Annotated in this window: 11 protein-coding genes and 1 tRNA gene; all 12 read right to left on the bottom strand. The window is 66.6% G+C overall.

Going from position 1 to position 11108, the window contains the following annotated elements; genetic code table 11:
- Positions 1 to 1418, bottom strand: a 1418-nt coding sequence (locus QZ814_RS00995; protein ID WP_294329162.1) for an ATP-binding protein, incomplete at its 3' end; no start/stop codon positions are given.
- A 384-nt stretch (positions 1419 to 1802) separates the two neighbouring features.
- Positions 1803 to 3014, bottom strand: coding sequence for an integrase arm-type DNA-binding domain-containing protein (locus QZ814_RS00990; protein WP_294329161.1), 1212 nt, complete (start codon positions 3012 to 3014; stop codon positions 1803 to 1805).
- 162 nt (positions 3015 to 3176) lie between these two features.
- A tRNA-Phe gene (locus QZ814_RS00985) sits at positions 3177 to 3252 on the bottom strand.
- Positions 3253 to 3283: 31 nt separating this feature from the next.
- Positions 3284 to 3466, bottom strand: coding sequence for a DNA gyrase inhibitor YacG (yacG, locus tag QZ814_RS00980; RefSeq protein ID WP_084584347.1), 183 nt, complete (start codon positions 3464 to 3466; stop codon positions 3284 to 3286).
- Between the two features lie 5 nt (positions 3467 to 3471).
- Entirely contained in the window at positions 3472 to 4422 is a 951-nt protein-coding gene (locus QZ814_RS00975; RefSeq protein WP_294329160.1) for a ribonuclease, read from the bottom strand.
- Complete coding sequence (locus QZ814_RS00970) at positions 4415 to 4984, bottom strand: nucleoside triphosphate pyrophosphatase (protein ID WP_294329158.1); 570 nt, start codon at positions 4982 to 4984, stop codon at positions 4415 to 4417. The genes QZ814_RS00975 and QZ814_RS00970 overlap by 8 nt, the downstream gene beginning before the upstream one ends.
- Positions 4985 to 4997: 13 nt before the next feature.
- On the bottom strand, positions 4998 to 5216 hold the full coding sequence (gene infA / locus QZ814_RS00965; protein WP_003049127.1) for a translation initiation factor IF-1: 219 nt from the start codon (positions 5214 to 5216) through the stop codon (positions 4998 to 5000).
- A 162-nt stretch (positions 5217 to 5378) separates the two neighbouring features.
- On the bottom strand, positions 5379 to 7568 hold the full coding sequence (locus QZ814_RS00960; RefSeq protein WP_294329157.1) for a sodium-translocating pyrophosphatase: 2190 nt from the start codon (positions 7566 to 7568) through the stop codon (positions 5379 to 5381).
- A gap of 274 nt (positions 7569 to 7842) precedes the next feature.
- A complete protein-coding gene (locus tag QZ814_RS00955; RefSeq protein WP_294329155.1) occupies positions 7843 to 8328 on the bottom strand; it encodes a DUF1440 domain-containing protein in 486 nt (161 codons plus the stop codon).
- Between the two features lie 69 nt (positions 8329 to 8397).
- On the bottom strand, positions 8398 to 9321 hold the full coding sequence (locus QZ814_RS00950; RefSeq protein WP_294329154.1) for a TraB/GumN family protein: 924 nt from the start codon (positions 9319 to 9321) through the stop codon (positions 8398 to 8400).
- Positions 9322 to 9385: 64 nt separating this feature from the next.
- Positions 9386 to 10228 (bottom strand): S-formylglutathione hydrolase, encoded by an 843-nt coding sequence (gene fghA, locus QZ814_RS00945; RefSeq protein ID WP_294329153.1) that lies wholly within the window; start codon positions 10226 to 10228, stop codon positions 9386 to 9388.
- Positions 10225 to 11091 carry a formyltetrahydrofolate deformylase gene (gene purU / locus QZ814_RS00940; RefSeq protein ID WP_294329152.1) on the bottom strand — a complete coding sequence of 289 codons (867 nt, stop codon included), beginning with the start codon at positions 11089 to 11091 and terminating at the stop codon, positions 10225 to 10227. Before purU ends, fghA begins: the two co-directional genes overlap by 4 nt.
- Positions 11092 to 11108: the final 17 nt, after the last annotated feature.

The raw sequence follows: 11108 nt of genomic DNA, 5'->3' as shown, positions 1-11108 counted from the left end.
ATCAACCTCACGCAGCTTCGCGATGATCTGCTCCGGCGTAAACCGCTGACGTCCCATGCCATTCTCCATTCCAGATACCCTCGCGGGCTCTCTTCAGAAATGGACCGGATTTTCCAAGGCAGACCATGGGACATCCCGCCGAGCAGCGATGTTTCGAAGATGAAGTAGCGACACTCCAGACTGAACGCCCCTGTGGCCAGATAACGGGTAGGGCAATCATCGCGCTCATCGATGTCGAGCTTGGTCGATCGCAGACGGACAAAACCTTTGCCATCCTCGTCCACGCCGGCTTCGATCGTGGCGGTGGCTTTGTCCAGAAACGAACGTTCGATCGAGAAGAGCTCGGTCTGACGCGCCTGGGTGACGTCGTTGATGACGACGTGGAAGCCAGGGTCCGCAGATACACCATGGGGTGCGGTTATTACGGCCGGGGCGACCGCCGCTAGGGGGAAGGGGGCTTGCAACAGAACCACCGCCTTCCAAACCCGCTCGATCGCGGCGGGCGACCACGCGTCGCGCAGGTCAACAATTTCCAGCGTCGTGCCCTGATCGTTCGGGTCTTTGTTGAAGCGCTCGATCCGGCTGAAAACATCGGACAGCGCGACACCAGGCCGGAATGCTTCGTCCCAATCGAACCGGACCCGGTAACCAACGGGTTCGCCAGCAGGCTTGGATGTGAAGTCGAGGCGCTGTCCGAGGCGCTGCACCGAAAACCGCCCAATGCCCTTGCGGCCGGCCCGCGTTCGTCCAAACACCGGCGAATGTGGCTGGTCCTCCTTCAGGTTGGTCGAAATCCGCATCCAGGACGACCGGATGATCGCCTCGGTCATGCCAGTACCATTGTCTTCGATGCGTAGAACGCCGCCTGCCTGGGCGTGGCCCGTGAATGTGAGAGTCACCCGGGTTGCGTCTGCGTCATAGGCATTCTTGATCAGCTCGGAGAGCGCGGTTTCCTGCTTGCTCACTAGCTGCTCGCCCAGCCGCTGGATGTGCGCGGCGTCGACGGAGAAGCGGATAGCATCGGGATCGTCGTCGACCGCAGCCCGACTGGCGGCTTCGATGATCCGCCAGTCGGGGTTAGCTTTCTTTAATTCGTCGATGATTTCTCGTGCACGCGGAGGCAATGACGCATCTGCACTACTGCCCTGCCCCTCCTCATTGTCGGCGCTGACCACATCTACGGCTTGAGCAATGCAGGCCACCCCGAGGCCATTCTGATCTCGAGCGACGTATCCCTTCGTCACCCGTATCAAGCGACCAGACGCGAGGTTATTGCGAACCTCCTCGTTACACTGAAGCGGTAGGAGTGTCCCTCCTGCTCCTACGAGACGGATGTACCAGCTGCCGTCAACTTCAAAGACGGTGCCAGTGAGGTCTGTGTCGATCATCGGTACAAAATGGCTGAAATAGGCGCTCATTGTCTACGGGCGTTGGGCAATTTCGTTTCGGTGGGAAAGAACGTCCGATTAGCCGCATGCCACGCTTGAGCGTGGCGCATCAGGCAATGGAACGACCGGCTGATCGCATTTGATCCTAGAGCCGGCTGGCGCGCAGCTTCCGCTGGCTTTTGGGGAGCGCTTAGGCTGGCACCTCTCGCCGAAGTCGATCCTGAGAGCGTTCCAACCGTAATCGCGAGGATTCGGACTGCCCGCAACCACAAGCGTCCGGCGAAGTATATTTGACGAAATTCGACAAGTTTGCTGCTGATCCAGCTAAGCCATTGAAAAATGGCGCACCCGGCAGGATTCGAACCTGTGGCCTCTGCCTTCGGAGCAATGTAGCCGTCTCACCTCCGCGAATGGCTAGGCGGGTTTCGCCCTTCTGGCGTTGCCGTTGGCTTTCAAGCTGTCCAGATAATCTGACCAGTATTGCATCATCCGAACGCGCTCGTCCCAATGCTCGCCGCGGAGATATGCGCGGCGGACGTCATTGTTCTCCACGTGCGCGAGCTGCCGCTCGATCGCATCCGGGTGCCACTTCCTGCTCTCATTGAGGAGGCTGCTGGCCATCGCGCGGAAGCCGTGGCCCGTCATCTGCGTCTTGTCGTACCCCAGCCGGCGTAGGGCGGCATTGATGGTGTTGTCGGAGATGGGGCGAGCGTCTGACCGGACGCTTGGGAACAGAAGTTTCGACCTGCCGCTCATTTCTCGAAGTTCCGCAAGGAGCGCAAGCACCTGCTTGGAGAGGGGGACCCGATGCGGGCGACCCATCTTCATCTTCTCGCCGGGAATGGTCCAGACCTTCGCTGAAAGGTCGAACTCTGCCCACTCAGCAGCGCGCAGTTCGCCCGGACGCACAAAGACGTGTGGGGCGATCCGAAGCGCCAAGGCAATCGATGGCTGCCCCTCGTACCCCTCTATGGCGCGCAAGAGCGCGCCGACCTTGTTGGGCTCGATGATTGCGGCATGATGCTTGACCTTGGGCGTGATCAGGGCGCCCTGAAGATCGGCGGTCACATCTCTCTGCGCCCGTCCGGTGGCGATCGCGTAGCGAATGACGCTGCTGCAGGTGCTGCGAAGGCGTCGTGCCGTCTCGTAGCGGCCTCGGACCTCTACAGTCCTCAATACGGTGAGCAGCTCGGGCGCGCTGATGTCGCCGATCGGCCGAGGGCCGATCAGCGGGTTGGCGAACCCGATCAGCCACCGCAGCTTCTCGAGGGTCTTCGCCGCTCGCCCCTCGGCTTCGATCTTCTTCAGCCATTCGTCCGCGACGGTGGCGAACGTGTCTCCGGCCGAAATGCTGCCGACGCCGCGAGTCAGCTTGCCGTAAGAGGAGGGGTTGATGCCCTTTTCGAGCAGTTTCCGGGCATTCTCTCGGCGCTCACGCGCTTCCTTGAGGGACACGTCCGGGTAAACGCCTAGGGCGACGGTGCCGCGTTTGCCGTCATGACGATAGTCCCATCGCCAGTACCGACCACCGCCAGGCTGAACGAGGAGGTACATGCCGTGCATGTCCTGAGTCTTGAACGCTTTGTCCCGCGGTTTGATTCGACGGACGGCTGCATCGGTGAGCATGACGGTATCTCCTCCGCTGGCGCAGTGCTGATACCGTCAAATATACCGTCAGGTGCCGCGGGTTCCAATGGACCGACCCGGATTTGGGCGGATCAGATACCGTCAAAAACCGCGCAAAACTGCGAATTTTTGGACGTTCTTGGATCTGTGCGGAGAGGTGGATGGTGCCCGGGGACGGAGTCGAACCGCCGACACTGCGATTTTCAGTCGCATGCTCTACCAACTGAGCTACCCGGGCACACCGGCGGAACCGCCGGGGAGCGCGCCTGTTAATCGGGGAATTCGTGGCTGTCCAGCCCCGATTGCACATTTGTTTGCGCCGGCTCGCCGGGCACGCGATAGCCCTCGCCCAGCCATTGCAGCAGGTCGCGATCCTTGCAGCCGCGGCTGCAGAAGGGCTTGAAGTCGGCGGCGGTGGGCTTGCCGCAGATCGGGCAGGCGTCGCGGGGCATGCGGGTCACTCCTTGGGGGTCACGAACCGGACCGTGCCGCCCATGCGGCGGGCGAGCGTCTCGGTCCAGTCGGGCTCGCGCGCCAGGCGGCGGGCGATTCGGGCATCCACCATATGGGTGGCCGGCACCGGCGGGGGAAGGCGTTCCAGCCGGCGCAGCTCGGCCCGGGTGGCGGCGCCGACCGGATCGGCGTGGAGCAGCTCCGGCAGCGAGGGGCGGGTGCGGCGGCGGACGATCTGGAGGAAGCCGAAGCCGTTCACCGCGGTGCGCTCGAAGGGCTGGGGTAGCGCCGCGTCGATCGCCTCGGCGACCGCGTTGCGGGCGCTCTTGCTGCTCAGCGTCGGAAAATCGATGCCGATCGAGCCGCCGATGCCGAATCGCTCGACCGCGCGCGCCACGGCATGGGCTGCGGCGATCGAAAGCGATTCCAGCGGGCCGGCGCCGTCGACATCGAACAGGGTCATGGCGGGCGTGGGGCTCATGCGCAGCGCGCCGCCGGGGAAGGCGATCTCGCCGGCATAGGCCTCGTCGAGCAGTTCGGACCAGCCGGCCTCCTCCAGCGCGTCGGCCTCGTGCGGGCGCAGCAGGCGCACCGGATGGTCGCTGGCGGTGATGCGGGCGAGCAGGTCGGGGCCGTCGCCTAAGGGGGCCTCAGGCGGCGCGGGGACGGCCTTGGGAAGCTTGGCGCGGCCGGGTTCGGGGATCGCCTCGCGGACGATCTTCACGCGCAGCGGCGCGCCTTGCGTGATGCCCTTGGGCAGCGGATCGCACAGCGCGTCGCCGCCCTGATCGAGCGTCACCTTGCCGGTGGACTTGTCCGCGAGCCGTGCCGCGCAGATCGCGCCGACCTGGGGGCCGGTGCCCGCCAGCTCGATCCGGGCCTGCCAGATCACCCCGCGCGAAACGAGGGCGGCGCGGTTCTCGCCGATCCCCGCCTCGTACAGCCACTCAGCCAAGGGAATAGCCGGCGCCGGCCAGCAGCGCGCGCGCCTCGAATACCGGCAGGCCGACCACGCCCGAATGGCTGCCGGAGAGGAAGCGCACGAACGCCTCGGCCTTGCCCTGGATGGCATAGCCGCCCGCCTTGCCCATGCCTTCGCCGCTGGCGACATACCAGTCGATATCGGCGTCGCTCAGGCGCTTGAAGGCAACGACGGTGTCGGAGACGCGGGTGCGTGCCCGGCCGTCGGCGCCGATCACGCAGAGCGCGGAGAGGCAATGGTGGCGGCGGCCGGAGAGCAGTGCCAGCATCCGGCGCAGATCGGCCTCGTCCGCGGGCTTGCCGAGGATGCGGCGGCCGACGGCGATCGTGGTGTCGCCGGCGAGGACGATCTCGTCCGGGGCACGCGTCACCGCATGCGCCTTGGCGGTGGCGACGCGCAGCACATAGGGTCGCGGCAGCTCGCCGGGGCGGACATCCTCGTCCACGTCCGGGGCGGCAACGCGATCGGGCGCGGCGCCGATCCGGGTGAGCAGATCGAGCCGTCGCGGCGAAGTGGAAGCGAGCACGAGCCGCATGGGCGGCACCCGCTTACTTGAAGCGGTAGGTGATGCGGCCCTTGGTCAGGTCGTACGGGGTCAGCTCGACGAGCACCTCGTCGCCGACCAGCACGCGGATGCGGTTCTTGCGCATCTTGCCGGCGGTGTGGCCGAGAATCTCATGGTCGTTCTCGAGCCGGACGCGGAACATGGCGTTGGGGAGAAGCTCCACAACCTGTCCACGCATTTCAAGCAGTTCTTCTTTGGCCAAAAAATGCCTCTCAGGGATTAGCGCGCGTAAAAGTGCGTCGCCCTTACCGCGCTGGAAGGAAAAAGGGAAGGCGGCGCGGGATGGGCGCGCATCTTCGTGTGGGATGTGGGGGGTGGCTGGTGAGCGCACAAGATCCTCCCCGTGCCGGGGAGGATCTTCAGGTCAGTGCGTGCCGCCGGCGGCCAGCGCCGCTAGCAGCAGCAGCGCCACGATATTGGTGATCTTGATCATCGGATTGACCGCCGGCCCCGCCGTATCCTTGTACGGGTCGCCCACCGTGTCACCGGTCACCGCGGCCTTGTGGGCATCGCTGCCCTTGCCGCCGTAATTGCCGTCCTCGATATATTTCTTCGCATTGTCCCAGGCGCCGCCGCCGCTGGTCATCGAGATGGCGACGAACAGCCCCGAGACGATCACGCCGAGCAGCATCGCGCCGACCGTGGCGAAGCCCTGTTCCTTGCCCGCCACCGCGGCGATCAGGAAATAGACGACAATCGGGCTCAGCACCGGCAGCAGCGAGGGGATGATCATCTCGCGGATCGCCGCCTTGGTGACGATGTCGACGGTGCGGGCATAGTTGGGCCGGCTGGTGCCCGCCATGATGCCCGGATTGTCGCGGAACTGCGCGCGGACGTCCTCCACCACCGATCCCGCCGCGCGGCCGACCGCGGTCATGCCGAACGCGCCGAACAGATAGGGGAGCAGCGCGCCGAGCAGCAGGCCGACGATGATGTACGGGTTGGAGAGCGAGAAATTGACCGGCCCGGTCAGCCCCAGCGCGTCGTGATAATGGTCGAGGTCGGTGGTGTAGGCGCCGAACAGCACCAGCGCCGCCAGGGCGGCCGAGCCGATCGCATAGCCCTTGGTCACCGCCTTGGTGGTGTTGCCCACCGCGTCGAGCGCGTCGGTCTTGTGGCGGACCTCGTCGGGCAGACCCGCCATCTCGGCGATGCCGCCGGCATTGTCGGTCACCGGACCATAGGCGTCGAGCGCGACCACCATGCCGGCCAGCGCCAGCAGCGCGGTGGCAGCGAAGGCCACGCCGAGGATGCCCGCGATCTGATAGGTCGCGATCACCGCGACGACGATCACCAGCGTCGGCAGCGCGGTCGATTCGAGGCTGATCGCGAGGCCCTGGATGACGTTGGTGCCATGGCCAGTGACCGAGGCCTTGGCGATGGATTTGACCGGGCGGAAATTGGTGCCGGTATAATATTCGGTGATCCACACGAGCAGCCCGGTGACGACCAGACCGATCATCATGCACCAGAACAGCCCCATGCCGGTGACGGTGGGCATCGCCGCCGCGGCCGCCACGGCATCGGCCGACAGCGTGTTGCCGTCGAGCAGCGCCGAAGGCTCGCCGAGCGCGGCGATCGACTCCTGCATCCGGCCGCCCAGCACATAATAGGTGACGCCGTAGATCGCCGGGACCGACAGGACCACGGTGGTCCAGAAGCCCTTGTAGAGCGCGCCCATGATCGACTGGTTGGCGCCCAGGCGCACCATGTAGGTGCCGAGGATCGAGGTGATGATGCACACGCCGCCGACCAGCAGCGGCAGCGCCATCAGCCGGGTGAGCAGCGCCGCGTCGACGCCGCGCAGCAGCAGCGCGATGGTGACCATGGTGAGGCCCAGCGTCACCACATAGGTCTCGAACAGATCGGCGGCCATGCCGGCGCAGTCGCCGACATTGTCGCCGACATTGTCGGCGATCACGGCGGGGTTGCGGGGGTCGTCCTCGGGAATGCCTGCCTCCACCTTGCCGACCAGATCGGCGCCGACGTCGGCCGCCTTGGTGAAGATGCCGCCGCCCAATCGCGCGAAGATCGAGATCAGCGAGGCACCGAAGGCGAGGGTCGAGAGGGTGAGCACGACGATGCGATCGCCCGGCGCGTGGTGCGCCATGTCCACCAGATACCAGAACAGCACGGCGATCGAGAGCAGGCCCAGGCCCGCCACCAGCATGCCGGTGATCGCACCCGAGCGGAAGGCGAGGGTGAGCCCGCCCTGCAGGCTGCCGCGTGCCGCCTCGGCGGTGCGCACATTGGCGCGCACCGAGATGTTCATGCCGACGAACCCGGCCACGCCGGACAGGATCGCGCCGATCAGGAAGCCGATGGTGGGGATCAACCCCAGCGTGAGGAACAGCACGACACCCACCACGACGCCGACCACGGCGATGGCGGTATATTGCCGCGTCAGATAGGCCTTGGCGCCTTCCTGGATCGCGGCGGCGATATCCTGCATCTTGGCGTTGCCGGCCGGTGCGCGCAGCACCTGCTGGCTGGTGATGAACCCATAGGCCACGGCGATCAGGCCGCAGACGATGGCGAAATAGACGATCGTCATAGAGTGACATCCTCCCCTGCTATTGCGGGTCGCGGCGCGCGCCGGGTGTGTCCAGTCTCGTCCGCGAGGCGGGAGGGTATAGCAATAAGGGGTTCGCGCAAGGCGGTTGGGGTGGAAGGGAAGGGGAGAACGTTTCCCCTAACCACCGTCGTCCCCGCGGAGGCGGGGATCCATTCGCCGGTGCGTTTGCGGCTAGAGCCGATCCGGTGACCCCAATGGATCCCCGCCTTCGCGGGGATGACGGTTGTTCGGTTGGTATCCGAGCTGCTGAGGCTTACCGCGCGCCGGCGATGATCCGGCGCACGCCTTCCAGCACCATGCCGTAGACGAGGTGCGAGGCCGCGCCGTAGGCATGGATCGACGCTGGCGTCTCGCTCGGGCCGCTGCCCAGGCCCAGCGCCGGCACCGCGCCCTCGTCGAGCAGCGCCGAGGTCACCACGCCATAGGCCCCGCCGAAGCCCGACGCCGCTTCCGGCCGATATTCGGTGATCAGCCCATAGATCCCGCCCAGCACGCCGCCGACGATATAGTGCACCGCCTGGCCCGAGGCCTCGCGATAGGGCTCCGGCACCTTCTCGCCGGTGGCGGCTTCCACCACCACGTCCGCCGCCTTCACCGTCGCGGGATCGCCGTCGCTCTGGTCCTCCTTGGGGACGAGCTTGCTCGCCTGGTTCTGGAAGGCGGCCATCGCCGCGGAGGCGACCAGCCCGGCGGTAACGCCCGCGAGAAGGCCGATCAGGGGACGGGGATTCGATGCCATGCAACGCTGCTCCAGATGGGGATGCGGCGGGGCGCCGCACCGTGGGATGACGCGCCCCGCCGAGATCGATCAGTAGCGGACGCGTTCCGCCTTCACCCGATCCCTGGCGAGGAACGCCTGGACACTGTCGGCACCCGCCAGATGGCCGGCGCCCACTGCCAAGAACACCGTTCCCGGCGTTTTGAGCCGTTCCTCGATCCATTTCGCCCAGCGCGCATTGCGATCGGTCAGCAGGATCTTGGCGAGCTCGGGCGTGTCGCGCATGCCTTCGTTCATCGTCGCGCCCAGCGCCTCGGGGTCGCCCGCGGCCCATTGGTCGATCATCTTGCCGAGTTCGCTGCCGAGCTTGGGATAGTCGTCCACCGCCGAGCCGAGAAAGGCGATCTGCAGCGCGTTCGGCATGCCGGCGAAATAGCCGAGCTGCTGTTCGGCGGTCTCCAGCCCGATCACCGGCTTGGCCGAATCCTTGGCGGCGGCAGTCAGCACCTTCTCGGCGCCGCTGGCCGGATCATAGCCGAGCTTGGGCAGCCCCGCGACGCTGAGCGTGATCCCCGCCACCCAAGGCTGGAGCGCATCGAACGCCGCCGGCGGCACGCCGATATCGGCCATCGCCTTCAGATAAGCGTCGCGCTTGTCGGCGGGAAGCTGCTCGGCGATCGGCTTCGAGCCCGCGGGCGCCAGCGCCATCTTCACCAGCAGCCCCTGCATCGCCGCGGGATCGGGCTCGACCAGTTCCAGCACCAGCGTGTCGCTCTTGTCGAACGCGGCCTTCACCGCCGAATCGAACCAGCTGAGGCCGGGCTTGAGCACATGGACGGTGCCGAACAGATAGATGGTGGTGTCCGCATCCTTGACCACCCACAGCGCCGGATCGGCCGGGCGGCTCTGCACCGCGGGCGCCGCCGCCGCCGGCGCGGCCTGGCCGAAGGCGAACGGACTGAACAGCAGCGCCAGGGGCGCGGCGGCGGCGGCGAACAACGACTTTAATTTCACGCCGGAAAACTCCCCAGAGTGGCGCCGGCACGGCCCCGCGCCGTGCCGGTGTTCTATCTCTATATCACGCTTTCAGCCGCGCCGCATGCCAGGCGACATGCTCGGCGAGGAAGGTCGAGACGAAATAATAGCTGTGGTCATAGCCCGGCTGGAGCCGGAGCGTGAGCGGGATCCCCGCCGCGGCGCAGGCATCGGCGAGCAATTGCGGGCGAAGCTGTTCGGCAAGGAATGCATCGGCGTCGCCCTGGTCCACCAGCAGCTCCGCCACGCGCGCGCCGTCCTCGATCAGCGCGACCGCGTCGTGCGCGCGCCATGCGGCGGCATCGTCGCCGAGATAGCCGGTCAGCGCCTTCTGTCCCCAGGGCACCTGGCTCGGCGCGACGATCGGCGCGAAGGCGGAGACGCTGCGGAAGCGCTCCGGATTGCGCAAAGCGATGGTCAGCGCGCCGTGCCCGCCCATCGAATGGCCGGTGATCCCTTGCGCGCCCATGTCCGCCATCGGGAAGTGCTGGGCGATCAGCGCGGGCAGCTCCTCCTCGACATAGGTGCGCATGCGGAAATGCTCGGCCCAGGGCGTCTGGGTCGCATCGACATAGAAGCCCGCGCCCTTGCCGAAATCATAGTCGGGCACGTCGATCACGTCGTCGCCGCGCGGGCTCGTATCGGGCGCCACGAAGATCATGCCTGCTTCGGCACAGGCGCGGCGATATTCGCCCTTCTCGGTGACGTTGGCGTGGCTGCAGGTGAGGCCCGAGAGATACCAGAGCACCGGCAGCGTCGCGCCGTCGGCATGCGGCGGCACATAGACCGAGAAGGTCATCGGCGTGCCGGTCGCGGTGGAGGCGTGGCGATACACGCCCTGCATGCCGCCGAACGCCTTGTTCGTGGAAACCGTCTCGAGGCTCATTGAAATACCACCGTCTTGCCCTGGTTGAGAAATACCCGATGCTCGCCCACCGCGTGCACGGCGCGGGCGAGGACCTGGGCTTCGATGTCGCGGCCGATGCGGATCAGGTCGTCCACCGTCGCCCGGTGATCGACGCGCTCCACCGCCTGTTCGAGGATCGGCCCCTCGTCGAGGTCCGAGGTGACGAAATGCGCGGTCGCGCCGATCAGCTTGACGCCGCGGGCGTGCGCCCGGTGATAGGGCTGCGCGCCCTTGAAGCCGGGCAGGAAGCTGTGATGGATGTTGATGCACCGCCCGGCCAGCGCTTCGGTCAGCGCGGGCGAGAGCACCTGCATGTAGCGCGCGAGCACCAGATAGTCGGCGCGGGCCTCGGCCATCCGCGCGAGGATCGCCGCCTCCTGCTCGGCGCGATTGGCGGCGCCGACCGGCAGGTGGTGGAACGGCACGCCGTGCCATTCGGCGAGCCCGCGCAAGGTCGCATGGTTGGAGACGACGGCGACGATGTCCGCCGCGAGCGCATTGCTCGCCCGGCGGTGGAGCAGGTCGGCGAGGCAGTGCGAGCCCTTGGACACCGCCACCACCATGCGCGGCCGTGCGGTGCGGGGGGTGAGCGACCAGTCCAGCCCCAGCCGTTCGGCGATCGGGGCAAAGTCCGCCCGCAGCGCCTCGCCATCGGGGAAGCGGGGGCCGCCCGCCTGGAAGACGAGGCGCAGGAAGAAGCGCCCCGTCTCCAGATCGGCATATTGCTGGCTGTCCAGGATGAACCCGTCGCGCTCCGCGAGGAACCCGCTCACCCCCGCCACGATACCGACGCGATCGGCGCAGGTGAGCGTGAGGATCCAGCTTTCCGATGTGCCGACCATGCCATTCCCCCTGGTGT

The organism is uncultured Sphingomonas sp., from assembly GCF_913777625.1.
In the GTDB taxonomy this organism is placed as follows: Bacteria; Pseudomonadota; Alphaproteobacteria; order Sphingomonadales; family Sphingomonadaceae; genus Sphingomonas.
This window is presented reverse-complemented; position numbering and strand designations above follow the sequence as displayed.

What these genes read in the sequence shown, in the direction of transcription:
- QZ814_RS00990 (WP_294329161.1), bottom strand. Translation starts at nt 3,014, where the DNA reads ATGCTCACCGATGCAGCCGTCCGTCGAATCAAACCGCGGGACAAAGCG.
- yacG (WP_084584347.1), bottom strand. Translation starts at nt 3,466, where the DNA reads ATGCCCCGCGACGCCTGCCCGATCTGCGGCAAGCCCACCGCCGCCGAC.
- QZ814_RS00970 (WP_294329158.1), bottom strand. Translation starts at nt 4,984, where the DNA reads ATGCGGCTCGTGCTCGCTTCCACTTCGCCGCGACGGCTCGATCTGCTC.
- QZ814_RS00960 (WP_294329157.1), bottom strand. Translation starts at nt 7,568, where the DNA reads ATGACGATCGTCTATTTCGCCATCGTCTGCGGCCTGATCGCCGTGGCC.
- QZ814_RS00955 (WP_294329155.1), bottom strand. Translation starts at nt 8,328, where the DNA reads ATGGCATCGAATCCCCGTCCCCTGATCGGCCTTCTCGCGGGCGTTACC.
- fghA (WP_294329153.1), bottom strand. Translation starts at nt 10,228, where the DNA reads ATGAGCCTCGAGACGGTTTCCACGAACAAGGCGTTCGGCGGCATGCAG.
- purU (WP_294329152.1), bottom strand. Translation starts at nt 11,091, where the DNA reads ATGGTCGGCACATCGGAAAGCTGGATCCTCACGCTCACCTGCGCCGAT.